The following is a 24,264-nucleotide window of genomic DNA, read 5'->3' as shown; positions in this document are numbered from 1 at the left end:
GCCTAGCCAGCGGCTCCGACATCCGCCCCGCCGTCTTCATGACCGTCACGGAATGCGACGCGCCTAGACTGGGCGAATGAGCACTGGGCGTACGAGCGGCTCCGACGACAGGCCCCGCACCTCGCTCTTCGATGCCGTCCGCGACCGCAGCCGGGTCGTCTCCACCGAGACCTCCGCGGCGGTCCCGCGCGGTCTCCGGATCGCCACCGCCTACTCGTGGCGCGTGATCGTCGTCGCCGCCGCCATCGGCATCGGCGTCTGGCTCGTCATCCAGCTGAAGCTGCTGGTGATCCCGCTCCTGATCGCCATCCTCATCACCGCTCTGCTGTGGCCGACGTTCGCGTGGATGCTGCGCCGGCGGGTGCCTCGCTGGCTCGCCATCGTGATCTCGGTCGTCGGCACCCTCGCGATCGTGACGGGACTGCTGTGGCTCGTCGTCTGGCAGATCATGCAGCAGTGGGACTCCGTGCAGGCCAGCACGGTGGCCGCCATCGACCAGTTCCGGCAGTACCTCATCGACGGGCCGCTGCACCTGAGCCCCGAGCAGATCGACGATCTGCTCGATCAGGGCTGGGTCTTCATCCAGCAGCAGGCCGAGCTCCTCTGGTCGGGTGCGCTGGCGATCGGTTCCACGATCGGCCATGTCGTCACCGGCGCCGTGCTCGCGTTCTTCATCCTGCTGTGCCTGCTCGCCGACGGCGCCGGCATCTGGCGGTGGACGCTGCGGCTGTTCCCCAAGAAGGCACGCCCCGCGGCCGACGGCGCAGGACGCGCCGGCTGGGTCACCGTCGTCAACTACGCCCGCACGCAGCTGCTGGTCGCGACCATCGACGCGATCGGCATCGGCCTGGGTGCTGCCCTCCTCGGCGTCCCGCTCGCGATCCCCGTCGCCGTGCTCGTCTTCCTCGGCGCGTTCGTGCCGATCGTCGGTGCCGTCGTCACCGGCGCCGTCGCCGTGTTCCTCGCGCTCGTCTACAACGGTCCGTGGATCGCGCTCTGGATGCTCGTCGTCGTGCTGGGCGTGCAGCAGCTCGAGGGCCACGTGCTCCAGCCGCTGCTCATGGGGTCCGCCGTGAAGGTGCACCCGCTCGCGGTGGTGCTCGTCGTGGCCGGCGGTGCCATGATCGCCGGCATCCCGGGCGCCCTGTTCGCCGTCCCGCTCGCCGCCTTCGTCAACGTCGTCGCCGTCTATCTCGCCGAACGTGCCTGGGAGACCGGGGCCAAACCCTCCGGCGACCTCATCTGGAGCACCGTTCCGCGGCAGAGGAGAGTCCGTTCGTGACCACCGCCATGTCTCCCGCCGGCCACGCCCGGCCCGCGGCCGCCGCCGCAGACGCCGGTTCGTCGGCGTTCGCGGTCCCGACCCTCGCGGACTTCGAGGATGCGAAGGCCACGCTCGAAGGCGTCATCGCCCACACCCCGCTCGACGAGTCGCAGCACCTGTCCGACGTGCTCGGGGTGCCGGTCCATCTGAAGCTCGAGAACCTGCAGCGGACCGGCTCGTTCAAGATCCGCGGTGCGACGTATCGCCTGTCGCGGCTGACGGCGGAGGAGCGCGCTCGCGGCGTGGTCGCCGCCTCGGCCGGCAACCACGCTCAGGGTGTGGCGCTCGCCGCCAAGGCGCTCGGCATCCGCGCGACGATCTTCATGCCGCTCGGCGTGCCCGTACCGAAGCTGCTCGCCACGCGCGGGTACGGCGCCGACGTCGTGCTCGAGGGTGCCACCGTCGAGACGCCGCTGCGGCTGGCCGCCGAGTTCGCCGAGCGCACCGGCGCCGTCTTCATCCACCCCTTCGACCACCACGACGTCATCGCGGGCCAGGGCACGCTGGGCCTCGAGCTCATGGACGAACTGCCCGACCTCGACACCATCGTGCTGGGCATCGGCGGGGGAGGGCTCATCGCCGGCGTCGCCGCCGCCGTGAAGGCCCGCGCGGCCGCCGAGGGGCGGACCATCCGGGTCATCGGCGTCCAGGCGGCGAACTCCGCCGCGTACCCGGCCTCCCTCGCTGCGGGGCACCCGCTCGAGATCCCCACGCTGCCCACCATCGCCGACGGCATCGCCGTCGCGCGGCCGGGCGACCTGCCGTTCGAGATCATCCGCGACCTGGTCGACGAGGTGGTCACGGTCACCGAGGACGACATCGCCCGTGCCCTGCTCGTGCTGCTCGAGCGAGCCAAGCAGGTCGTGGAGCCCGCGGGCGCCGTCGGCGTGGCCGCGATCCTCGCGGGCAAGGTCGTGGCGAGCGGCCCGACCGTGACGGTGCTGTCAGGCGGCAACATCGACCCGCTGCTGCTGCAGCGCGTCGTCGCCCACGGGCTGGCGGCATCCGGCCGGTACATGACCCTGCGCATCCCGCTGCCGGATCGGCCCGGTCAGCTCGCGCAGGTGTCGGAGCTGCTGGCGATCGCCGGCGCGAACGTCATCGAGGTGCTGCACACCCGGCACGGGCAGGGGCTGCAGATCAGTGAGGTCATCCTGCAGCTGAGCGTCGAGACGCGCGGCGAGGAGCACCGTGCGCACGTCATCTCGGTGCTCGAGGATGCCGGCTACGCGCCGACGGTCGTCCCCGACTAGCGCGCGCGACGCGCGCGCGGGGGCCGGCTGCTACTGGCCGTTGTAGGTCTCGACCTTGACGATCTCGACGGCGATCTCGCGGCCGTTCGGAGCGGTGTACGAGGTCTTCTCGCCTTCCTTGCGGCCGAGGATCGCGGTGCCCAGCGGCGAGGCCTCGCTGTAGACGTCCAGCTCCGAGCCGACGGCGATCTCGCGGTTGCCCAGGAGGAAGACCTCTTCACCGCCGGCGATGATCGCCGTGATGACGGTGCCGGGCTCGACCACGCCGGTGCTCTGCGGAGCCTCGCTCACTGTGGCGGTCTTCAGCAGGTGCTGGAGAGTCCGGATGCGGGCCTCCTGCTTGCCCTGCTCGTCCTTGGCGGCGTGATAGCCGCCGTTCTCCTTGAGATCGCCTTCTTCGCGCGCGGCCTCGATGCGCTTGGCGATCTCCTCGCGGCCGGTCGTCGAGAGGTGCTCGAGCTCGGCGGCCAGGCGGTCGTACGCGTCCTGGGTGAGGAAGGTCACGGGGGCGTCGGTGGACACGGCTGACTCCTTCGTTGGGCCCGGCGTGCGGAACGGCACGGGCATAAACCGAACGCCCTGGCTCACGGCCAGGGCGCGATTCGACTGATGTCCCGTCAGACTACGTCACCCAGCAGGAGTTGACAAAACCCGTCGTCGCCAGCGCGGTGGTGGGGATGACCTCGCGGAAGGCCCGGGCATGAAGCTCCGAGGCGGGCAGCTCGACCACCCTCCAGCCGACCACTCCGTGCTCTTCGTCCTGCGCTTCGATCGCGCAGGCGACCGCCGATCCGGGGGGAGCGGTGATCTGGAATCCGAGCGTCACGGAGTGCTCGTCGGCGACCTCGAACGACGTCGTGTCGGAGTCGACCGCGTCCAGGGCGTTCTGCACCGTGAACCAGCCGAACAGGGCGACGACACCGACCGCGACGAGGATGCCGGCGGCGATCGCCCAGCGACGCCCCGGGGATCGCTGACGGCCGTAGCGCTCGTCGAGCATGTCCTGCGTGGTCACGCCGCTCCCTGACGTCTCATCGGCCCGGATCGGAAAGATTAGGCTGGAACTCCAGGCTATGCGCTCGCGCGCACCCCCGACGACACCGCCCGTTCCGCGGGCAGAGCGAGGACCTCATGCAGCACGCGATCGTCGCCTTCCTGAGCGCCGCGGCGACTCCGACGCCGACGCCCTCGCCCGCCGAAGTCGATCCCGACATCGTGACGCCGGGCGTCGTCGGCTTCGTCGTCACCGCGTTCATCGCGATCGCGGTCATCCTGCTGGTGTGGGACATGATGCGCCGCATCCGCCGCGGCCGCGTGCGCGCCGACATCCAGGAGGAGCTGGATGCCGAGGAGCAGGCGGCGCGGGCGACCGAGGCCACCGAGGTCGACGACGAGAGCATCGATCCGGCGGACGACGAGACCCGAGGTGACGACCCCGGCGGGCCTGCTCCGAAGCGCTGAGGCACATGGTGCCGCACCGCGGCACCGGAGGGGTCAGCCCGGGAGCCCGAGCGAGGGTGAGAGCGGGTTCAGGGCGATCAGCAGACACGCCGTCCAGTGGCAGAGGAAGGCGAGCACCGTGCACACGTGGAAGATCTCGTGGAACCCGAAGTGGCCGGGCCACGGGTTCGGCCGCTTGAGCGCGTAGACGATGGCGCCGCCGGTATAGAGGAGCCCGCCGACCGCGACGAGGATCATCATCGCGGCGTTGGCCTCGAACAGGTCGACGAGGTACATGACCGCCGCCCAGCCCAGCGCGAGGTAGAGCGCGACGTAGAGCCAGCGCGGGGCGTTGATCCAGAACACCCGGAACAGGATGCCGACGAGCGCTCCGCTCCACACCAGCACGAGCAGCAGCGCGCCCTTCTGCGGCGGCAGCGCGAGCGTCGCGATCGGCGTGTAGGTGCCGGCGATCAGCAGCAGGATGTTGGCATGGTCGACCCGCTTGAGGATCGCCTTGGTCCTCGGGTTCCAGTCGAACCGGTGATACAGCGCCGAGTTGCCGAACAGCAGCAGCGACGTGGCCATGAACACCGCGCAGGCCCACTTGGCAGGTGCGCCCTGCGCGAGCGCGATCAGCACCACGCCGGCCACGACGGCGATCGGGAATGTGGCCGCATGGATCCAGCCGCGCCAGGAGGGCTTGAGATCGGGCGTCGCCGCGTCGACGGCGGCGGCATCCATCAGGGGCAGCACGGGGACCTCGGGGGCCCGGGGGCTACTGCGATGACGGCTCATCACTTCAGCGTAGACGGCGCCGCATGCCGGCCGGGGAACATAGCCGGACCCCTGGATGTCGGGCGGCGGCCGCGCTAGGGTCCGCGGCGCGCGAGGGGTAGCGTAGGTCTGTGGCGCGCGGCGAGACGAACGAGGGCAGAGGGCCCCTCTACCGCCTCTACATCAACCGCCTTCGTCGCCGGCTCGATCCGGCCGCGGTGCCCCGCCACCTGGCGATGATGATCGACGGCAACCGCCGCTGGGCCAAGCAGCTCGGCTACGACTCCGCCGCGCACGGCCACCGCGCAGGAGCGGCGAAGATGAAGGAGTTCCTGCGGTGGTGCGACGACGTGGGCATCCGCGTCGTGTCGCTCTACCTGCTTTCGAACGACAACCTCCGCAAGCGCGACTCACGCGAGCTGTCGGATCTGATCGAGATCATCGCCGAACTCGCCGAAGAGCTGTCGCACGAGCGCGACTGGCGCGTGAAGCACGTGGGTCGTGCCGTCGCACTGCCGGGCGATCTCGCACGGGTGCTCGCCGACGTCGAAGCCCGCACCAAGGACCACACCGGCATGCACGTCAACCTCGCGGTGGGCTACGGCGGACGCGGCGAGATCGTCGACGCTGTGCGCAGCATCATCGCGCAGCACGACGAGCAGGGCGGATCCCTCGAGGAGCTCGCCGCGAGCCTCACGCCCGAGCAGATCGGGGAGCATCTCTACACCGGCGGCCAGCCCGATCCCGACCTCGTGATCCGCACGTCGGGCGAGCAGCGGCTGAGCGACTTCCTGCTGTGGCAGTCGGCGCACTCGGAGTTCTACTTCGTCGAAGCGCTGGGGCCCGATCTCCGCGAGGTGGACTTCCTGCGCGCCATCCGCGACTTCACTTCGAGGGAGCGCCGCTTCGGGGGGTGACCGACCGCGTCTATCCCACACGGAGCTTCTCCTTCGTCGAGGCGCTGGGGCCCGACCTCCGCGAGGTGGACTTCCTGCGCGCCATCCGCGACTTCACCTCGCGGGAGCGCCGCTTCGGGGGGTGACCGACCGCGTCTATCCCACACGGAGCTTCTCCTTCGTCGAGGCGCTGGGCCCCGACCTCCGCGAGGTGGACTTCCTGCGCGCCATCCGCGACTTCACCTCGCGGGAGCGCCGCTTCGGGGGCTGAGCACTCCGTCACACCGCCGCTCGCGGCTCTGCCAGAATGATCGGCGTGACCGATCTGGATTCTTATCTGGCGTCGTTCGATGGGGAACCCGGGTATCTGGACTGGGCGGCGTTCGGCCCGCTCTCTCCTGCGGTCCGCAGCGAAGCGCAGGGCGACACCGAGCTGCTCGGCTCGGGCCGGCGCACGAGCGTCCAGCTCGTCGCCGACCACGTGCGCGAGGCCCGGGAGCTCGTGGCCGAACTGATCGGCACGGATGCCGAGCAGGTGGTGCTGCAGCCGTCCACCACGTACGGGCTGATGCACGCCGTCTACGGCCTGGCTGGAGGGCTCATGCTCGGGCGGGGGGAGTTCCCCAGCCTCACCGTCGCCGCCACGCGCGCCTCCGAGGCGTTCGGCTCGCTCCAGCTGCAGTGGGTGGAGCCTGCCCACGGGTTCATGACACCCGATGCGGTGCGTTCGGCCCTCTCGGACGACACCCGTGCGGTCGCGGTCAGCCTCGTCGACTTCCGTACCGGATACCGCACCGACCTCTCCGCCCTGCGCGAGGTCATCGGGGATCGCCTTCTCATCGTGGACGCCATCCAGGGGTTCGGCATGGTCGAGGCCGACTACCTCGCGGCCGACGTGGTCTGCGGCCACGGATACAAGTGGCTCCGCGCCGGCCGCGGGACCGGCTTCTCCTGGTTCGGCGAGCGTGCGCTCGAGCGCATCGCCCCGGTGCTCTCGGGCTTCCGCGGCGTGGACGGCGAACTGCCCGTCGACGCCGTGCCGGCGCCGTCCGCCTCTGCGCAGGCCTTCTCGATCTCGGGACCCGACACGCTCGCCGCCGCCCGCCTCGCGACCGCGCTGCGCGAGGTCGCCGACGTCGGGGTCGCGCAGATCGAATCGCAGCTGTCGGCGCGGGCGGCGGACGTCATGTTCTTCGCCGACCGCTACGAGGTGCCCGTGGTGACACCCCGCGAGCCCGAGCGCCGCGCGGGCATCGTGACGCTCGAACCCGCACCGCAGGATGCGGCGCCGCTCGCCGCGTCGCTCGCGAACCACGGGCTGACGGTGACCGCGAGGGCCGGCCGCATCCGCGTCGCGCCGCACGTCGGCACCGGCGCCGACACCCTGCGGCTGTTCGGAGATGCGCTCGCGGCGTTCTCGTCCGCTCGGGTGTGGTGACGCCCTTCTCGAGCTGACGCCGGGTCGGCCGGGCGATGGCCGGGGCGACCGGCCGCACGATCGCGGCATCCGTTCACCGGATCGTCACATGATTCCAGCGTGTCGGGCGCGCGCAATGTCGGCGGGCGGTCGTAGCGTGAGGCCATCGGGCAAGGAGCCCGGTCGGGTCGGCCTCACGGATCGCGACTTCACGATCTACGACTCGGTACCCTGGTCGACTCGTGACTGCCGGGTGAATCACCCGGGGCGGGAGTGGGTTGTGACCACACGAGCACCACACGAGCAGCGCAGTCAGGATCTCGAGCAGGTCGCGGAGTCCGATCAGGACCTGCGCACCTATGTTCTCGACACATCGGTGCTGCTGAGCGATCCACGGGCGTTCTTCCGTTTCGCTGAGCACAGCGTCGTGATCCCCGTCGTGGTGATCACGGAGCTAGAAGGCAAGCGGCACGACCCCGAGATCGGCTACTTCGCCCGGCAGGCGCTGCGTCACCTCGACGAGCTCCGCGTCGAGCACGGCCGACTCGACTTCCCGGTCCCCGTCGGTCAGGGCGGCACGCTGCGCGTCGAACTCAACAACACCGACGCCACGGTCCTGCCCTCGGGCATGCGTCTCGGCGACAACGACAGCCGCATCCTCGCCATCGCGATGAATCTCGCCCAGGACGGCCAGGAGGTCACGGTCGTCTCGAAGGACCTTCCCATGCGGGTGAAGGCGGCGTCCCTCGGCATCACCGCGGAGGAGTACCTCGCGGAGCAGGCCGTCGACTCGGGCTGGACGGGCATCTCCGAGATCGACGTGTCAGGCGACGACATCAGCGATCTGTATGAGAGCGAAGTCGCCGTCAGCGAGGACGTCCGGGGACTTCCGGTGAACACCGGGCTGATCGTCCACTCCGAGCGCGGTTCCGCACTCGGGCGCGTGATCGGCGACGGCGAGTTCCGCCTGGTCCGGGGCGATCGGGAGGTCTTCGGGCTGCATGGGCGCTCGGCCGAGCAGCGCATCGCCATCGACCTGCTGCTCGATCCGGAGGTGGGCATCGTGTCGCTCGGCGGGCGCGCCGGCACGGGCAAGTCGGCCCTCGCATTGTGCGCGGCACTCGAGGCGGTGCTGGAGCGACAGCAGCAGCGCAAGATCATCGTGTTCCGGCCGCTGTTCGCCGTCGGCGGGCAGGAGCTCGGGTATCTGCCGGGTGACCAGCAGGAGAAGATGAACCCCTGGGGCCAGGCGGTCTTCGACACCCTGGGCTCGGTCGTCTCGGGCAACGTGCTCGACGAGGTGATCGAGCGCGGTCTCCTGGAGGTGCTGCCGCTCACGCACATCCGCGGTCGCTCGCTGCATGACGCCTTCGTGATCGTGGACGAGGCGCAGTCCCTGGAGCGCAACGTGCTGCTCACGGTGCTGAGCCGGATCGGGCAGGGATCCCGCGTCGTGCTCACCCACGACGTGGGCCAGCGCGACAATCTGCGCGTCGGTCGTCACGACGGTGTGGCCTCGGTCATCGAGACGCTGAAGGGGCACTCGCTGTTCGGCCACGTCACGCTCGTGCGCTCCGAGCGGTCCGCCATCGCCGCCCTCGTCACCGACCTTCTGGAAGCGGGCGAGCTCGCCTAGAAGACCCGCAGCTGCACTGACGGCGCTGCCGGCCGGGATGCCGGCCGACAGCGCCGTCGGCGCATGAGAAGAGTCTCATCGCTGGTGGCACTTGCGCTGCCATCGGTCTGCCACCATGGATGGAGGGGAACTCGATCCGCACATGGGAGGCAGCAGAGACGTGGAAGCACGCACGGGGCTCGTGATCGGTGGCGTGACCGCCGTCGCTGCGAGCATCGCCGTCGTGACTGCGGTCGCTCTCGCGAACACCATGGCGCTGGCCGATTCACCCGGCACGAGCCTGGCGTCCGAGCATGTCGTCGTTCCCGCCGCGACGTCCCCGTCGCCGTCGCCGTCTCCTTCGGCCACCCCGGCAGTCACCCCGGCGGCACTGGTTCCTCCGGCCGACGCCGAAGTGGCGGAAGCACCTGCACCGCTGGTCGTCGCCCAGCCGCCCGCAGCGGACGGCTCCCGGCCGACCGCCAACGCGCCCGCGGCCCCCGACCGTGCCCAGCCCGCCGCGCCCGCCGACATCGAGCCTGTCATCGCCGCGGCGAAGGCGGCCGGGTCGTGGGAGGAGCTCCGCTCCTGGGCGGCCGCGCACGGGTGGACCACGGCGAGAACCGATGCGCTGGTGTCCCGCCTGGAGCGCGAGCTGGCCGAGAAGAGCGAGGTTGCCGAGCGTCCGGTGCAGACGCAGTCCGACGGCCAGCAGAACCTGGTCGCACCCGTGGAGCAGCAGAAGTCCTCAGCCGATCGCCGCTCGAACGGCCCAGATCGTCCCGCGCATGCGGGCGGAAACGTCGGGAACGGCAATGGCGCCGATCACGACGCGAAGAAAGACCAGTCGCGCAATTCCCCAGACAAGCGCGACTGATACGGCCGGATCCCCCAGTCCGGCCTTTCACAGCCCCCGGTGTCCCCCAGCACCGGGGGCTTCTTCGTGCGCGGGGGAGCCGATCGCCCAGCGCGGCGCCCGCCTCACTCCCAGCGGTAGCCGGCGCCGCGAACGGTGACGATGTGGTCCGACCCGAGCTTTCCACGGAGATACCGCACGTACACGTCGACGACGTTGGAGCCCGGATCGAAGTCCAGCCCCCACACGCGGCTCAACAGCTGCTCGCGGCTGAGCACGCGGCCGGGGTTGCGCAGGAACTGCTCGGCCAGCGAGAACTCGCGCGCGGACAGATCGATCTCGCGTCCGGCGACGGTCGCGCGCCGCGCGAGGATGTCCAGGACCACGTCACCGTGCGAGATCGACACGCCGGGCTGCGGAACGCTCTCGCGCAACCGCGAACGCACGCGTGCGAGAAGCTCCTCGAAGGTGAACGGCTTGGGGACGTAGTCGTTGGCCCCGGCATCCAGTCCGGTCACGGTGTCGCGCGTGCTCGAGCGCGCGGTCAGCATGATGACCGGCACCGCCGAACCGCGGGCGCGCAGTTCGCGGAGCACATCGAAGCCGTCCATCGTGGGCAGGCCCACGTCCAGCAGCACGAGATCGGCGTCGCCGCGCAGCGCGGCCTCGAGGCCTTCGGGGCCGTCCTCGACGACGACCGTCTCGTAGCCGGCGGCTTCGAGCCCACGGCTGACGAACGCCGCGATGCGCGGCTCGTCCTCGACGATGAGGATCCTGGTCATCCCGCTGCCTCCCGTTGAAGTACGACATCTCCGGCACGAACGGGCACCGGCAGCTCGACCTCCGTGGGAGGCAGATGGATGGTGAAGGTCGCCCCGCCTCCGGGCGTGTCGGTCACGACGCAGTGGCCGCCGTGGCCCTTCGCGATCGCGTCGACGATGGCGAGGCCCAGCCCCGAGCCGCCGACGGACCGCTTGACGTGTGCACGGTCGAAGCGGCGGAAGATCCTGGTCCGCTCCTCCAGGGGGATGCCCGGGCCGTGATCGCGCACCCAGAGCCGGGCGCCTTCGAGGTCGCGCGCGCTGCCGATCTCGATCGGGCTGCCCAGGGGAGTGTATTTGGCAGCGTTGTCGGCGAGCTGGAGCCACGCCTGCAGCAGGCGGTCCTGGTCACCGGTCGTCTCGCCGTCGGCGACGGCCTCGATCGTCCAGAGATGACCGGGGATCACAGCGACCAGCTCGCCGACCCGGGCGGTCAGCGATGCCAGGTCGACGGCCGCGAGTGTGGTCGAGTCCACCTCGGCCGTCGCGAGAAGGTCGATGTCTTCGACGAGCCGCGTCAGGCGGTCGAGCTCGGCGATGCCGATGTCACGCGCGGAGGCCACGTCGTCGGCATCCTGCGGGTTCATCAGCTCGAGGTGACCGCGCACGATCGTGATGGGCGTCTTGAGCTCGTGGCGCACGTCGTCGAGCAGCTGGCGCTGGTCGTCGACCGAGTCCTCGAGCCGGTCGAGCATCGAGTTGACGGTGCGCGACAGATCGGAGATGTCGTCGTTGCCTTGCGGCTCGAGCCGGCGTGACAGGTCGCTGATGGAGATCGCATCGGCGGTCTCGCGGAGGTGGCGGATCGGTGAGAGCAGGCGGCCGGTCACGAACCAGCCGACGATGCCGATCGCGAAGAGCACGGCCACGGCCGCGATCACGTAGGTCCCCATCGCGAAGGTGACGGGCTGCAGCTCGGCTCCGAGATCGACGGCGCGCACGTAGAGTCCCTCGCTCGGGTCGCCGTCCATGCGCACCGGTATCGCGATGTACCGCAGCGACCCCTGGTCGGTGACCGCCGTCCCCATCTCGGTGCTGCCGCCGGCCGTCTCCGCGACGACGCGGTCGATGAGCTCCTTGTTGTCCGAGATGTCGAAGCCGGACAGCGTCGAGGGCACCCAGCGGGGGGCGCCGTCGACCAACGCCAGCGAGGCCTCGTTGCGCGCGGGCACCAGGCGCGCGACGACCGCGTTCAGGTATTCGTCGATCGAGTCGAAGTCGTTCTTGTCGAGCGCTTCCGTGGCCGCCGAGGCGCCCTCACGCGCTCCCGCGGCGGTGTCGTCGGAAACGGCCTCCAGCGACGACACCTGGGCCTTGAGACGCTCGTTGACGCTCGCGAGCGCCTGTTCGCGCTGCACGAGGAAGGTCACGCTGCCCACGATCGCCAGGCCGACGCACGCGACGGCGAGGATCGCTGCAAGGATCCTGACGCGCGCGGGGACCGGGCGGGGGGTTCGGGCCATGTCCCGATTATCCCGCCGACGAAGGGGTTGCGGCATGGGGCGGGCGGATCAGCCCGGGTGCGTCATCGAGAGGAGGTCCAGCTTCTCGTCCAGCTGCTCGAGAGTGAGCTCTCCGCGCTCCACGTAGCCGAGATCGATCACGGCCTCGCGCACCGTGATGCCCTTCGCGACCGAGTGCTTGGCGATCTTCGCCGCCGCCTCGTAGCCGATGAGCTTGTTGAGCGGCGTCACGATCGAGGGCGACATCCCGGCGTAGGCCGCGGCGCGCTCGACGTTCGCCTCGAGGCCGTCGATGGTCTTGTCCGCGAGCACGCGCGACGTGTTGGCGAGCAGTTCGATCGACTCGAGCACCGCGCTGCCCATGATCGGGATGGCGACGTTCAGTTCGAAGGCGCCGGACGCTCCCGCCCACGCGACGGTCGCGTCGTTGCCGATGACACGCGCGCACACCATGAGCGTCGCCTCGGGGATCACCGGGTTCACCTTGCCGGGCATGATCGACGAGCCCGGCTGCAGATCGGGGATGTGCAGCTCGCCGAGCCCGGTGTTCGGGCCGGAGCCCATCCAGCGCAGGTCGTTGTTGATCTTCGTGAGCGACACCGCGATGGTGCGCAGGGCGCCGGATGCCTCGACCAGGCCGTCGCGGTTCGCCTGGGCCTCGAAGTGGTCCTTGGCCTCTGTGATCGGCAGCTCGGTGTCGGCGACGATGAGCTCGATCACGCGCTGCGGGAAGCCGAGCGGGGTGTTCATGCCGGTGCCGACGGCGGTGCCGCCGAGCGGCACTTCGGCGACGCGGGGGAGGACGGCCTGCACGCGCTCGATGCCCAGGCGGATCTGGCGGGCGTAGCCGCCGAACTCCTGGCCGAGGGTGACCGGCGTCGCGTCCATGAGGTGCGTGCGGCCCGACTTGACGACGGTCTTCCAGAGCTCGGCCTTCGCCTCGAGGGCGACCGCCAGGTGGTCGAGGGCCGGGATGAGGTCGTCGATGAGCTCCTGCGTCACCGCGATGTGCACCGAGGTGGGGAACACGTCGTTGGACGACTGCGAAGCGTTGACGTGGTCGTTCGGATGCACCGTCGCCCCGAGAGCGTGCGTGGCGAGGGTCGCCAGCACCTCGTTCATGTTCATGTTCGACGAGGTGCCGCTGCCGGTCTGGTAGACGTCGATCGGGAACTGGTCGGCGAACTCTCCCGCGATGATGCGGTCGGCCGCGCCGGCGATGGCGTCGGCGATCGCGCCGTCGAGGGTGCCGAGCTCCTTGTTCGCCAGCGCGGCGGCCTTCTTGATGCGAGCGAGCGCCACGATCTGGGCGGGCTCGAGCCGATCGCCGGAGATCGGGAAGTTCTCGACGGCGCGCTGCGTCTGGGCGGCGTAGAGCGCGTTCTTGGGCACGCGCACCTCGCCCATGGTGTCGTGCTCGATGCGGTACTCGATGTCGGTCACGTCGTTGTTCCTCATGTGTCGGTACGGGGTGGGGGAAGCCGGATCAGGCCTGGTCGGGGATGCCGACCATCACGTCGGGGACGGCGGTGCCCTCGGCCAGGCGGTAGTTGGCGCCGACGATCGCGAGGCGGCCCTCGGCGACGGCGGTGCTGATGAGCTCGGACGCGTGCAGGAGCTCGGCCACGGTGTCGCGGAGGTGCTCGCGCCCGACCTCGTCGGCGTCGATCTCGTCGGGGTAGACGCCGTCGACGGCGGATGCGCGCTGGACGCGGCGCACCGCGGGGACGATGGGCGAGATCAGACGCCAGATGTGCGGCGGCAGAGGGTCGGCCTCAGGGTCGGTGATGTCGATCGCCGCTCGCACCGCGCCGCAGGCGTCGTGGCCGAGCACGACGATGAGCGGCACCTCGAGCACCGCCACCGCGTACTCGAGGCTGCCGACGACCGAATCGGAGATGACCTGACCCGCGTTGCGCACGACGAACAGGTCGCCGAGGCCCTTGTCGAAGATGATCTCGGCCGCCAGGCGCGAATCCGCGCAGCCGAACAGAGCGGCGCGAGGACGCTGGCCTTCCGCGAGGTCGTGACGGGTGTCCACGTCCTGGCGGGGGTGCCGGGGCTCGCCGGCCACGAAGCGCGCGTTGCCGCGCTGCATCTCCTGCCAGGCCTTCGCGGGCGTGGGGTGGTCGGTCACTCGGCCTCCTTGCGCAGTGCGGTGATCTGATCGGCGACGGAACGCGCCGTCTCTTCCAGCGCCTTCTCGCTCGCCGCGCCGTAGATGAGCACCGTGTCGGCGCCGGCGTCGGTCTCGAGGGCGACAGTGATGTTCCCCGTGCGATCGGGGTCGAGGTCGTAGCGCTCCCACGTGATGCCCTCGATGGTCACGGTGTCCTGAGGGGCTGCGCCCGAGAGGACGCGGGCGGCCCACGACTCGTCGGCGTCGAAGCCCTGCGCCACCCGCAGGAACCCGCGCTCGTCCTCGCCGGCGGGGGCGTAGACGACCGTGAAGGCGCGGATCGGGCCGTTGCCCTCGATGCGCGCGTTGTTCACCACCCAGCCGTCCGACAGCTCGGGCGTGATGACGGTTCGGCCTTCCGACGCTGCGATGTCGCCGGCGACAGCGGCGACGTCGATCGGCTCGCGCTCGGGGGGAGTGCCGCGCGGGACGGCGAAGATGATGACGACGACGACCGCCAGCGTCGCGAGCAGCGCCGCGATGAGGTTGCGCACGTTCTGGCTGGAGCGGTAGACGCGCGACGACTCCGCCTTGCGGTCGGCGGTCTCCTCGGGTGTCTCGGGGCGGCCGAGCTCGGCGACGATGCGGGGTCCGCGTGTCATCGCGTCTCCTGGTCGTCCGCGCGGCCGACCGTCGACCGGGCGGCCTCGAGGCGTCGCTTGGCGCCGAGCAGCCACTCCTCGCAGCGTGCGGCGAGGGCTTCCCCGCGCTCCCAGAGGGCGAGGGAGTGCTCGAGGGTCGGAGCACCCTGCTCGAGTTCGGCGACGACGCGGACCAGTTCGTCCCGCGCCTGCTCGAACGAGAGGGTAGCGACGTCCTCTAGGGCGCCGCTCGTCTCAGTCATGGCCTCCATCTTAGTTCGCGGCAGAGGGGGCGCCGTGCGCCGACGGATCGGGCTGCGCGGGGTCGGGCGCCACCACTCCGGCGGCGGCGGGAGAATGTTCGGCGATCTCCCCGTCCGAGTGCGCCGCGAACGATCCGCGCCCCACCGTGACCACGAGGGGGGTGGATGCCGGAGCCTGCGCAGCATCTCGCACGATGACGCCGTCGGCCAGGTGCGCGATGGCGTAGCCCCGGGCGAGGGTCGACGCGGGGGACAGCGCGCGGAGGGTCGCGCGCAGCTCGGCGGTGCGCCGCTCGTGCAGCTGGAGCGAGCGGTCCACGCGATCCCGGCCTCGAGCGGCGAGCAGCTCGACCTCATGCGCGCGGGTGGTCAGCAGCGTCTCGGGCGCGCGCAGCACGGGTCGCGAGCGGAGCTGCTCGAGCTGGGCGATGTCGTGCGAGATCCGCTGTGCCAGGCGCGTGTTCATCCGCGCACGCAGCTGGCCGACGATGGCGCGCTGCTCGGCGACGTCCGGAACGATGCGCTTCGCGGCATCCGTCGGTGTCGAGGCGCGGAGGTCGGCCACGTCGTCCAGGAGCGGGTGATCGTTCTCGTGGCCGATCGCGCTGACGACGGGGGTGGATGCCGCGGCCACCGCCCGCACCAGGCGCTCGTCGCTGAACCCGAGGAGCGTCTGCGGGTCGCCGCCGCCGCGCGCGATGATGATCACGTCGACGTCGGGCGCGGCATCCAGCGCCTTCAGCGCCGCGATCGTCTCGGGCACGCAGCGGTCGCCCTGGACGGCGGCGTACTTCGTCTGGAACCGCACCTGCGGCCAGCGCAGCTCGGCGTTGCGGTGGACGTCCTTCTCGGCATCAGAGTTCTCGCCGGTGATGAGACCGATCAGGCGCGGGAGGAACGGCAGGGCCTTCTTGCGCGACGGGTCGAACAGTCCCTCCGAGCGCAGCTGCACGCGCAGCCGCTCGAGTCGCTCGAGCTGGTCGCCGAGTCCGACGTGGCGCATCGCCGACACGCCGAAGCCGAAGTCGCCGTTCTTCACGAAGTAGTCGGCCTTGACGCAGGCGATCACGTGGTCGCCGACCTTGAGGTCACCCGGCAGCCGGTCGCGGGTCGACGACCAGATGCGGAACGAGATGGTGGCATCGGTGACGAGATCCTTCAGCCGCCCGAACACGTTGCCGCCGCGCTGATTCCAGCCGGTGATCTCGCCCTCGACCCACACCGAGCCCCACGTCTGCACGAATCCGCGGATCGTGTCGTTGAGGCGGGCCACCGATGTCGGCGCCTGCGGCGAGGAGTCTCGCGGCCGCACCGAGTCGGCGGGCGGCGGCTCGCCGGGAACGGCGGCGGGCTGGAAGGTCGTCATGCGGTCCTTTCGTGCCCGGGGCGGGCTGCTCTCTCCCGGCGAACGGTCGGGCATCGCGGGCGGTCTCGCGGAGGCCCCGCTCAGGAGCCCGCCCGTAGAATCGTGGGGTGAGCATCAGCACCGCGGGCCAGACCCGAGCGAGTCAGGCCCCTGTGAGCATGCCCGTCCCGCGCATCCCGCGGCGGCGCGAACCGCTCAAGGATATCGCCGGCACCGGACAGAAGCGGGTGCTCCTGGCCTCCCCGCGCGGCTACTGCGCCGGCGTGGACCGCGCCGTCATCGCCGTGGAGAAGGCGCTGGAGCGCTTCGGCGCGCCCGTCTACGTGCGCAAGCAGATCGTGCACAACATCCATGTCGTCACCGAGCTCGAGGCCAAGGGGGCGATCTTCGTCGAAGAGGTCGACGAGGTTCCCCACGGCGCGCACGTCGTGTTCAGCGCGCACGGGGTGTCGCCGGCCGTCGTGAACTCGGCGGCCGACCGCGGCCTCCGCGCCATCGATGCCACCTGCCCCCTGGTCACCAAGGTGCATCGCGAGGCCGTGCGCTTCGCCCGCGACGACTACGAGATCCTCCTGATCGGCCACGTCGGCCACGAAGAGGTCGAGGGCACGGCGGGCGAGGCGCCCGACCACGTCACGATCGTGAACTCGCCGGACGAAGCCGACACCATCGAGGTGCGCGATCCGTCGAAGGTCGTGTGGCTGTCGCAGACCACGCTGTCGGTCGACGAGACCATGGAGACAGTGCGGCGCCTTCGTGCGCGGTTCCCGGAGCTCCAGGATCCGCCGTCGGACGACATCTGCTACGCCACGCAGAACCGTCAGGTCGCCATCAAGAAGGTCGCGAAGGATGCCGACCTCGTGATCGTCGTCGGCTCGGCGAACTCATCGAACAGCGTGCGCCTGGTCGAGGTCGCGCTCGAATACGGCGCCAAGGCCGCCTACCGCGTCGACTACGCCGACGAGGTCGAGCAGGCCTGGCTCGAGGGCGTCGAGACGGTCGGGGTCACCAGCGGCGCCTCAGTGCCCGAGGTGCTCGTGCAGCAGGTGCTCGACGACCTCGCCGCCGCCGGTTACCGCGACGTCGAAGAGGTCCGCACGGCGGAGGAGGACCTGCAGTTCTCGCTGCCGAAGGAGCTCCGGACGGATGCCGCCGGTAAGCGCGACGACCGGGCCCTCGGTGGCCGGAGTCGCGCATGAGCGACACGTCCGCCGACACCGAGTCCGACCCGCCCGCGCGGCCGGTGGCGCACGCGCGCCCGGCGGACACCTCCCGGCCCAAGCCCCAGTTCGGCGAGTACGCCACGCCCGAGGAGCAGCGCGCCCGCATCCAGGACCCCGCGCCGTGGCAGCGGGAAGCGCTGACGCCGGTCATGACGGACGCGCCCGATCCTGTCGTCCCCGCCTCGCCGGCCACCGCGGAACGGCGTCCTCGTCCGGTCGACCGCGTCGTGACGTTCGCGCTGCTCGCCTACGGTCTGGTGAACGTCATCTCGTCGGTGCCGGCCTTCCTCGACTACGGCGCGTATGCCGAGACGCTGCTCTCGATGCTCGGCGTCGACGTGCAGATCACCGACCCGGCCGCCGGAAGGGCGTGGGGGATCGCCGCCGTTCTCGTCCTCGCGGTCGGCTGGTGCGCGACGGCGGTGGTCTCGTGGTGGAGCGTGCGCCGCGGACGCCTGACGTGGTGGATACCGCTGGTGGGCGGCATCCTGTTCACATTCGTCTCCGGCACCCTGATGGCCGTGCCGCTGATGAACGATCCGGCGGTGTGGCAGGCGCTCGTGGAGAGTGCGGGCGGCTGATTCTCGAAGCTCACGCTGTGCGTATGTCTGCCGCGATGCCTCGTCGCAGGTCCATACTCGTGATGACGGCGGGGGCGTGGCCGCTCACCTGAACCTGCGGGTGCCACGTCTCGTGTCTTCTGCGGGAGGTGATGGATGCCGCACGACAGCGTGGACAGTCGTGACAGCGCCGCCGGCCGCGATGCCGCGCGGCTGGCCGCTCTGTACGACGCCCACGCCGCCCCGGTCTGGCGCTACGTCGTGCATCTGACCGGCGATCGTGCGGGTGCCGACGACATCGTGCAGGAGACGCTGCTGCGGGCGTGGCGGACGCCCAGGATCCTCGAGCAGGATCCGTCGACCACGCGCTCGTGGATGTTCACGGTGGCCCGTCACCTCGTCATCGACGAGGCGCGCAGCGCGCGGCGCCGCCGTGAGATCGGCGTCGCCGAGGTGCCCGAGCGCGCCGCGCCCGACGCCACCGATGCGCTGTTCGAGGCGATCCTCGTCGAGGAGGCGCTCGCCGCGCTCACGACGGAGCACCGCGCCGTCGTGATCCGCGCCTACTATCGTGGGCTCTCCGTCGCCGAGATGGCGGACGAGCTCGACATCCCGCCCGGCACCGTCAAGTCCCGCCTGCACTACGGGCTGCGTGCTCTCCGGCTCACCCTGCAGGAGAAGGGGGTGACGCGATGAACACCGACCACGTCCGCTTCGCCGACTGGGATGCGGCGTACATGGTGCGCGCCCTGAGCTCCGACGACCGCCGGCTGTACGAGGCGCACCTCGACGAGTGCCGCCTCTGCCGAGACGCGATCGCCGACCTCGCACCCGCGCTCGGGCTGCTGGCGCGCGTGGGAGTGGACCGCGCCGAGTCGCTCCTCGACCCGGCGGGCGAGGGCGGCCCCGACCCGGCGGCCCGCGCCCGGATGGTGGCCCGGGGCACGCGCAGCGCGCGCCATCGGAGGATGCTCGCCTGGGGCGGCGGGATCGCCGCCGCGGCGGTGCTCGCCGTCGTGGTCGCGTTCGCCGTGACGACGTCGGTGGTCCCCGCAGCCGTCCCGGAGGAGGTCGTCGCGCTCCAGCCGGTCACCGACGTGCCGCTGAGTGCGACGGTGGAGCTGACCGACGTCGCGTGGGGCACGCGGATCTCGATGGTCTGCGACTACCCGCCGACCGACGACCCCTATGCGGCGGATCAGGAGTGGCCGTACGTGCTCGTCGTCACGTCGGCCGACGGCGCCACCAGCGAACTGTCGAGCTGGCGCGCCGGGCCCGGATCGACCGCGCATCTGGATGCCGGCACGGCCCTGGACCGCGCCGACATCGCCTCGATCGAGGTGAGAGCGGTCTCGGACGGCCGCGTTCTGCTGCGGGGCGAGCCGGGGGACTGAGGCGCCGCCCCGGTGCGGGGTGGGACGACGGATGCCCCGGCGCCGGGTCCTTCGCGGGACCGGTGCCGAGGCATCCGAGGTGCCCGGGTCTGCCCGGACGGACGTTGTCAGGCGGCGAGGCTCTTGCCGGCGGAGCCGAGCTGCTGCGTGGCCTCGACGACGCGGGCGGCCATCGCCGACTCGGCGATCTTGCCCCACGCACGCGGGTCGTACGCCTTCTTGTTGCCGACCTCGCCATCGACCTTCAGGACGCCGTCGTAGTTCTGGAACATGAAGCCGGCGACGGAGCGCGTGAAGGCGTACTGGGTGTCGGTGTCGATGTTCATCTTCACGACGCCGTTCGCGACCGCCGTGGCGATCTCCTCGTCGGTCGAGCCGCTGCCGCCGTGGAACACGAGGTCGAGCGGCTTGGGACCGGTGCCGAACTGCGCGGCGATGCCCTCCTGGATCTCGCCGAGGAGCTCGGGGCGCAGCTTCACGTTGCCGGGCTTGTAGACGCCGTGCACGTTGCCGAAGGTGAGGGCGGCGATCCAGCGGCCCTGGTCGCCGAGGCCGAGGGCCTCGACGGCCTTCGCGACGTCGGCAGTGGTCGTGTAGAGCGCCTCGTTCGAGCCCTCGTGCTTGACGCCGTCCTCTTCGCCACCCACGACGCCGATCTCGACCTCGAGGATCGCGTTGATCGCCTTGAGGCGGGGGAGGAGCTCCTTGGCGATCTCGATGTTCTCGTCGAGCGGCACCGCCGAGCCGTCCCACATGTGCGACTGGAAGATGGGGTTGCCGCCATCGGCGACCGCCTGCTCCGAGGCCTTGATGAGCGGCAGCACGAAGTCCTCGAGCGCCGGCTTGGGGCAGTGGTCGGTGTGGAGGGCGACGGTGATCGGGTAGCTCTTGGCGACCTCGTGGACGTAGGCGGCGAAAGCGAGTGCGCCGGTCGCGCGGGCCTTCACGGTGTGGCCGGCGAAGTAGTCGGCACCGCCCGTGGTCACCTGCAGGATGCCGTCCGAGCCGGCTTCGGTGAGGCCCTGCAGGACGGCGTTGACCGACTGCGAGCTGGCGGCGTTAATGGCGGGATACGCGAAGCCACCGGCCTTCGCGCGGTCCAGCATGTCGGCGTACTGTTCCGGGGTGGCGACGGGCATGGGTGCTCCTAGATCTTCACGGGTCTGAAGGGGTGTCGGCTCAAGGCTGTTGGTCCCTGCGGGCGTAACGCAAACTCTACCGAAGCCCCGGATGCCCCACCGGATGCCCGTGGCCTCGGCTGCCGCGGGAAACACCCGTCCCTGCGATATCGGAAAGAAACGCGATTCCTTCGATAGCGGTTGGGTGAAATTCCCGTGAATCGGGCGAGAGGCTGGCTAGGCTGACCGCATGGTCAGCCTTACCGCGGATATGAGTCCCCTCCACCCCGATCGCAACCTCGCACTGGAGCTCGTGCGGGCGACGGAAGCGGCGGCGATCCGCGCAGTGCCGTTCATCGGCCGCGGCGCCAAGGAGGCTGCCGACGGCGCGGCCGTCGATGCCATGCGCGCCTTCTTCACCACGGTGAACTTCGACGGGACGATCGTCATCGGCGAGGGCGAGAAGGACGAAGCCCCCATGCTCTACAACGGCGAGCGCGTGGGCAACGGCCGCGGCCCGCAGGCCGACGTGGCTGTCGACCCGATCGACGGCACCTCGCTGACGGCCGCGGGGCGCAACAACGCGCTGTCGGTGATCGCGGTCTCGGACCACGGCACCATGCTCGACGCTTCCAGCGTCTTCTACATGGACAAGCTCGTCACCGGGCCCGCCGGAGTGGGCGTCGTGGACATCCGCCTGCCCATCGGCGAGAACATCCGCCTGCTCGCCAAGGCCCTCGACAAGCCCGTCGACGAGCTGGTCGTGTCGGTGCTGCACCGCCCGCGCCACGAGCGCCTCATCGAGGAGATCCGCGAGGCGGGCGCCGGCACGCGCCTCATGAGCGACGGCGACGTTGCCGGCGGCATCAACGCTGCCCGTCACAACGCTCGCACCGACATGTGCGTCGGCGTCGGCGGAAGCCCGGAGGGCATCGTCACGGCGTGCGCGATCAAGGCGCTCGGCGGTCACATCCAGGGCCGGCTCTGGCCGCGCGACGACGATGAGAAGCAGCGCGGCGTCGACGCGGGGCTGCAGCTCGACGGCTACGTGTACGAGGCGGACGAGCTCGTCAAGGGCAACAACACCATCTTCGTGGCGACGGGGGTGACCGACGGCGCCCTGGTGGCGGGCGTCCGTCGCGAAGGCGGCTACGTCTACACCGAGAGCGTCGTGCTCCGCGGAGCGTCCGGCACGCTCCGCCGCATTTCGTCGGAGCACCTCGTGTCGAAGTGGCTGTGACCTCTGACGCGATGCCGGTGTGACGGAAGTGGCAGATGATACTGCTGTGACTGTTTCGTGACCGCCGTCGCCGGGGGACTCTGGCAGAATCGACTGTGGTGTCGATGGCGACACGACGGTGTTTCCGAAGCGAGGAGTTGACGATGTCTGCGCAGTCCGCCGATCCGTCGTCGCCCCAGACGGGCGCGCATGCGGTGGTCGCCAACGCGATCGATCCGGCGCGCCGCCCCGATGTACTGCTGCGGGTGCGACGTGACGAAGGTCACGAGATCAGCGCGTGGTGGATGGTCGGCGCCTTCGTGGGCGTCTCGGCGGCCGTCATCGTGCTCCTGAGCTTCGTTCCCGGCGGCGCCTGAGTCCTGCGCACACGCTCCGCGCGGCGGAGCCTCGTGCCCGCGGGCGACGCCATCGCTCGCCCCTCATTCGTCCGGTGCCGCGATGCGCGCGCGCACCTCGCCCAATTCGGCGGTGGCCGCGGGTGCCGGGGTGGCATCGTCGATGCCGGCGAGCGTCTCGTCGAGCAGCTCCGCAGCGGTGAGACGGCGCGGAGACTTGTCGATCGTCGCCGGTTCGCTCACGGCGTCGAGCTTGGTCGCGTCGATGCCGGGGAACTTGCGCGCGCTCACCAGCACGCGGGTCTCGAGCGATCCCGCGAAGCGGTTGTAGCTGTCGACGGTCCGCTCGATCGCGCGGCGCAGGTCGTCGGCGTGCGAGGCGAGCGATCCCAGTCGCTCGTACAGCTGGTTGCCGAGGTCGAAGAGCGCTCGGGCCTCCTGCGTCACATCCTGCTGCGTCCACGTGTACGCGACGGTCTTGAGCACCGCCCAGAGGTTCACCGGCGAGGCCAGCGCGACGCGCTTGCCGAACGCGTAGTCGAGCAGCGAGGCGTCCTCTTCGAGCGCGGCCGCAAGCAGCGACTCGCTGGGAAGGAAGCACACCACGAACTCGGGGCTGGAGTACAGACCTGCCCAGTAGGTCTTGCGGGCCAGCGCGTCGACATGGGCGCGCACGGCCTTGACGTGCTTGTCGAGCAGGGCGCGACGTCGCGCCGCCTCGGCGCCCTGCGCGGTCAGCGGGATCGCGCTGGCCTCGAGGAAGGCGTCGAGCGGCACCTTGGCGTCGACGGCGATGGCCTTGTCGCCGGGAAGGCGGATGACCATGTCGGGCCGGCCGGCTCCGGCATCCGTCGTGATCGAGGTCTGCAGATCGAAGTCGACGTGCCGGGTGAGGCCGGCTGCCTCCACGACCCGGCGCAACTGCGTCTCGCCCCAGACGCCCCGCGTGCTGCCGGAGCGCAGGGCGCTCGCGAGCGACTCGGTGGTCGCGCGCAGCGCCTCATCGGACTCGTTGGCACGTCGCAGCTGTTCGGCGAGCGTGCCGAACTGGAGGTGCCGATCGCGTTCGAGGTCGTCGACCTTGGTGTGCATGGCGGCCAGCGTCTCTTGCACGGGAGCGAGGGCGCGCAGCACCGACTGCTCTCGCCGTTCGCGCTCCTCGCGCGCCGCCTGGTCGTGGCGGGCCTGGCTCGCGAGCTCGCGGTAGAGCAGCTGCTGGTGCTCGAGCTGGGCCTGCACCCCCTGTCGTGCGGCCTCCGAACCGGCGAGGCGTGCCGTGAGATCGGCCTGTTCGCGGGCGGCGCGCGCCGCGCCGCGTGCGAGTCCGGCCGCCCACCCCGCCACGGCGCCCACGACGATGCAGGCGATCACCACCACACCGATCACGACTGCGTCCATGTCTCCAGAGTGGGGGATGCCTCCGACATGACGGCCGCGCCGCGCGGCGGGGGGCTCGGCGACGGCGGACGAGACGGCCCTAGGCGACGGCGAACGAGATCGCGGGAGCCGCGGCGATCGCGATCTGCGACACCCGCACCCCGACGGCCTCGGTGAGGGCTTCGATGTCGGTCGCGCCCACACGGTGCGCGGCGTCGATCATGACGTGGGCGCACGCGAGCGCGTCGGCGGTCGCATTGTGGTGGGGGAAGTCGGCGAAGCCGGCCTCGGCGGCGACGAACGGCAGCCGGTACGACTCGAGCCGGTAGACCTTGCGTGCCACCTGCAGGCTGCACGCGTAGCGGTAGGCGGGGCAGTCGTCGCCCGTCGCGTCGCACGCGCGCTTGAGCACGGCCATGTCGAAGCCCGCGTTGTGGGCGACGAGGATGTCGTCGCCGGCGAAGGCGACGATGTCCGCGAGCTGCTGGGACCAGGTCGCGGCGTCCGCGACGTCCTCGGGCTGGATGCCGTGGATGCGCACGTTCAGCTCGAAGAACACATCGTGGCCGGCCGGCGGGCGGATGAGCCAGCCCGTCTTCTCGACGATCCGGCCGTCGCGCACCCGCACGAGACCGACCGCACAGGCCGAGGCGTTGCTGGAGTTCGCCGTCTCGAAGTCGATCGCGGTGAAATCCAGTGGCACCTCCCCAGACTCACCCGGCGTCGGCCGCACTCGGGGAAGGCGCGCCGCACGAGGGCCTCGTCA

27 protein-coding genes and 1 pseudogene are annotated in these 24,264 nt (G+C 70.8%); 15 read left to right on the top strand and 13 right to left on the bottom strand.

Annotated elements, in window-relative coordinates; all coding sequences use genetic code 11:
• Positions 1-76: 76 nt before the first annotated feature.
• Positions 77-1,282, top strand: a complete 1,206-nt coding sequence (locus tag Q9R08_RS18080) for an AI-2E family transporter (protein WP_308869564.1) — start codon at positions 77-79, stop codon at positions 1,280-1,282.
• Positions 1,283-1,290: 8 nt separating this feature from the next.
• Complete coding sequence (ilvA, locus tag Q9R08_RS18075; RefSeq protein WP_418001376.1) at positions 1,291-2,577, top strand: threonine ammonia-lyase; 1,287 nt, start codon at positions 1,291-1,293, stop codon at positions 2,575-2,577.
• Between the two features lie 30 nt (positions 2,578-2,607).
• On the opposite strand, the gene greA is transcribed toward ilvA, so the two are convergent.
• Positions 2,608-3,099: a transcription elongation factor GreA gene (greA, locus tag Q9R08_RS18070; RefSeq protein ID WP_308869562.1), complete on the bottom strand. Its 492-nt coding sequence runs from the start codon at positions 3,097-3,099 to the stop codon at positions 2,608-2,610.
• Between the two features lie 100 nt (positions 3,100-3,199).
• Positions 3,200-3,592, bottom strand: a complete 393-nt coding sequence (locus Q9R08_RS18065) for a DUF4307 domain-containing protein (RefSeq protein WP_308869561.1) — start codon at positions 3,590-3,592, stop codon at positions 3,200-3,202.
• Between the two features lie 116 nt (positions 3,593-3,708).
• On the opposite strand from Q9R08_RS18065, the gene Q9R08_RS18060 reads away from it, so the two are divergent.
• Positions 3,709-4,038 (top strand): hypothetical protein, encoded by a 330-nt coding sequence (locus Q9R08_RS18060; RefSeq protein WP_308869560.1) that lies wholly within the window; start codon positions 3,709-3,711, stop codon positions 4,036-4,038.
• 33 nt (positions 4,039-4,071) lie between these two features.
• Here the strand turns inward: Q9R08_RS18060 and trhA are convergent, their stop codons facing one another.
• Positions 4,072-4,815 (bottom strand): PAQR family membrane homeostasis protein TrhA, encoded by a 744-nt coding sequence (gene trhA, locus Q9R08_RS18055; protein WP_308869558.1) that lies wholly within the window; start codon positions 4,813-4,815, stop codon positions 4,072-4,074.
• Positions 4,816-4,925: 110 nt separating this feature from the next.
• Between trhA and Q9R08_RS18050 the strand changes: the two genes are divergently transcribed.
• From Q9R08_RS18050 to Q9R08_RS18025, 6 genes and pseudogenes are all read left to right on the top strand, one after another.
• A complete protein-coding gene (locus tag Q9R08_RS18050) occupies positions 4,926-5,711 on the top strand; it encodes an isoprenyl transferase (RefSeq protein ID WP_308869557.1) in 786 nt (261 codons plus the stop codon).
• A gap of 26 nt (positions 5,712-5,737) precedes the next feature.
• Positions 5,738-5,836 (top strand): annotated as a pseudogene (locus Q9R08_RS18045) (isoprenyl transferase); the annotation flags it as partial.
• Positions 5,833-5,961: a hypothetical protein gene (locus Q9R08_RS18040; protein WP_418001373.1), complete on the top strand. Its 129-nt coding sequence runs from the start codon at positions 5,833-5,835 to the stop codon at positions 5,959-5,961. The pseudogene Q9R08_RS18045 and the gene Q9R08_RS18040, both read left to right, overlap by 4 nt.
• Positions 5,962-5,997: 36 nt before the next feature.
• A complete protein-coding gene (locus Q9R08_RS18035; RefSeq protein WP_308869556.1) occupies positions 5,998-7,128 on the top strand; it encodes an aminotransferase class V-fold PLP-dependent enzyme in 1,131 nt (376 codons plus the stop codon).
• A 259-nt stretch (positions 7,129-7,387) separates the two neighbouring features.
• Positions 7,388-8,743: a PhoH family protein gene (locus Q9R08_RS18030; RefSeq protein WP_308869555.1), complete on the top strand. Its 1,356-nt coding sequence runs from the start codon at positions 7,388-7,390 to the stop codon at positions 8,741-8,743.
• A 160-nt stretch (positions 8,744-8,903) separates the two neighbouring features.
• Positions 8,904-9,599, top strand: a complete 696-nt coding sequence (locus tag Q9R08_RS18025; protein ID WP_308869554.1) for a hypothetical protein — start codon at positions 8,904-8,906, stop codon at positions 9,597-9,599.
• A gap of 104 nt (positions 9,600-9,703) precedes the next feature.
• Here Q9R08_RS18025 and Q9R08_RS18020 read toward each other — a convergent pair whose 3' ends face one another.
• The 7 genes from Q9R08_RS18020 to xseA are packed head-to-tail and all read right to left on the bottom strand — an operon-like array spanning position 9,704 to position 16,251.
• Complete coding sequence (locus Q9R08_RS18020; protein ID WP_308869552.1) at positions 9,704-10,360, bottom strand: response regulator transcription factor; 657 nt, start codon at positions 10,358-10,360, stop codon at positions 9,704-9,706.
• Positions 10,357-11,862: a sensor histidine kinase gene (locus Q9R08_RS18015; protein ID WP_308869551.1), complete on the bottom strand. Its 1,506-nt coding sequence runs from the start codon at positions 11,860-11,862 to the stop codon at positions 10,357-10,359. The genes Q9R08_RS18020 and Q9R08_RS18015 overlap by 4 nt, the downstream gene beginning before the upstream one ends.
• A gap of 48 nt (positions 11,863-11,910) precedes the next feature.
• Positions 11,911-13,320, bottom strand: coding sequence for a class II fumarate hydratase (locus Q9R08_RS18010; protein ID WP_418001372.1), 1,410 nt, complete (start codon positions 13,318-13,320; stop codon positions 11,911-11,913).
• A 28-nt stretch (positions 13,321-13,348) separates the two neighbouring features.
• Positions 13,349-13,960 carry a carbonic anhydrase gene (locus Q9R08_RS18005; protein WP_308869711.1) on the bottom strand — a complete coding sequence of 204 codons (612 nt, stop codon included), beginning with the start codon at positions 13,958-13,960 and terminating at the stop codon, positions 13,349-13,351.
• Between the two features lie 35 nt (positions 13,961-13,995).
• Complete coding sequence (locus Q9R08_RS18000; RefSeq protein WP_308869549.1) at positions 13,996-14,643, bottom strand: DUF4245 family protein; 648 nt, start codon at positions 14,641-14,643, stop codon at positions 13,996-13,998.
• Positions 14,640-14,885 (bottom strand): exodeoxyribonuclease VII small subunit, encoded by a 246-nt coding sequence (locus Q9R08_RS17995; RefSeq protein WP_308869548.1) that lies wholly within the window; start codon positions 14,883-14,885, stop codon positions 14,640-14,642. Before Q9R08_RS17995 ends, Q9R08_RS18000 begins: the two co-directional genes overlap by 4 nt.
• A 10-nt stretch (positions 14,886-14,895) precedes the next feature.
• A complete protein-coding gene (gene xseA, locus Q9R08_RS17990; protein ID WP_308869547.1) occupies positions 14,896-16,251 on the bottom strand; it encodes an exodeoxyribonuclease VII large subunit in 1,356 nt (451 codons plus the stop codon).
• Positions 16,252-16,409: 158 nt separating this feature from the next.
• On the opposite strand from xseA, the gene Q9R08_RS17985 reads away from it, so the two are divergent.
• The 4 genes from Q9R08_RS17985 (at position 16,410) to Q9R08_RS17970 (ending at position 19,428) form a co-directional block, all read left to right on the top strand.
• The gene (locus Q9R08_RS17985) at positions 16,410-17,450 is read left to right on the top strand and encodes a 4-hydroxy-3-methylbut-2-enyl diphosphate reductase (RefSeq protein WP_308869710.1); all 1,041 of its coding nucleotides are present in this window, start codon (positions 16,410-16,412) and stop codon (positions 17,448-17,450) included.
• A complete protein-coding gene (locus tag Q9R08_RS17980; protein WP_308869546.1) occupies positions 17,447-18,055 on the top strand; it encodes a DUF6264 family protein in 609 nt (202 codons plus the stop codon). The genes Q9R08_RS17985 and Q9R08_RS17980 overlap by 4 nt, the downstream gene beginning before the upstream one ends.
• 135 nt (positions 18,056-18,190) lie before the next feature.
• On the top strand, positions 18,191-18,730 hold the full coding sequence (locus Q9R08_RS17975) for a sigma-70 family RNA polymerase sigma factor (protein WP_308869545.1): 540 nt from the start codon (positions 18,191-18,193) through the stop codon (positions 18,728-18,730).
• On the top strand, positions 18,727-19,428 hold the full coding sequence (locus Q9R08_RS17970) for a hypothetical protein (RefSeq protein WP_308869544.1): 702 nt from the start codon (positions 18,727-18,729) through the stop codon (positions 19,426-19,428). The genes Q9R08_RS17975 and Q9R08_RS17970 overlap by 4 nt, the downstream gene beginning before the upstream one ends.
• A 107-nt stretch (positions 19,429-19,535) precedes the next feature.
• On the opposite strand, the gene fbaA is transcribed toward Q9R08_RS17970, so the two are convergent.
• Entirely contained in the window at positions 19,536-20,567 is a 1,032-nt protein-coding gene (gene fbaA, locus Q9R08_RS17965) for a class II fructose-bisphosphate aldolase (RefSeq protein ID WP_308869543.1), read from the bottom strand.
• Positions 20,568-20,796: 229 nt separating this feature from the next.
• Here fbaA and glpX point away from each other — a divergent pair, with 229 nt between their 5' ends.
• Both glpX and Q9R08_RS17955 read left to right on the top strand, forming a co-directional pair.
• Complete coding sequence (gene glpX / locus Q9R08_RS17960) at positions 20,797-21,786, top strand: class II fructose-bisphosphatase (RefSeq protein WP_308869542.1); 990 nt, start codon at positions 20,797-20,799, stop codon at positions 21,784-21,786.
• A gap of 143 nt (positions 21,787-21,929) precedes the next feature.
• On the top strand, positions 21,930-22,142 hold the full coding sequence (locus Q9R08_RS17955) for a UDP-N-acetylmuramyl pentapeptide phosphotransferase (RefSeq protein ID WP_308869541.1): 213 nt from the start codon (positions 21,930-21,932) through the stop codon (positions 22,140-22,142).
• A 63-nt stretch (positions 22,143-22,205) separates the two neighbouring features.
• On the opposite strand, the gene Q9R08_RS17950 is transcribed toward Q9R08_RS17955, so the two are convergent.
• Complete coding sequence (locus tag Q9R08_RS17950) at positions 22,206-23,519, bottom strand: DNA recombination protein RmuC (protein ID WP_308869540.1); 1,314 nt, start codon at positions 23,517-23,519, stop codon at positions 22,206-22,208.
• A gap of 79 nt (positions 23,520-23,598) precedes the next feature.
• Positions 23,599-24,201: a 3'-5' exonuclease gene (locus Q9R08_RS17945; protein ID WP_308869539.1), complete on the bottom strand. Its 603-nt coding sequence runs from the start codon at positions 24,199-24,201 to the stop codon at positions 23,599-23,601.
• Positions 24,202-24,264 lie beyond the last annotated feature (63 nt).

Source organism: Microbacterium psychrotolerans, from assembly GCF_031085295.1.
Taxonomy (GTDB): domain Bacteria; phylum Actinomycetota; class Actinomycetes; order Actinomycetales; family Microbacteriaceae; genus Microbacterium; species Microbacterium psychrotolerans.
The sequence above is the reverse complement of the archived record's forward strand: the minus strand, read 5'-3'. Positions and strand labels throughout refer to the sequence as shown.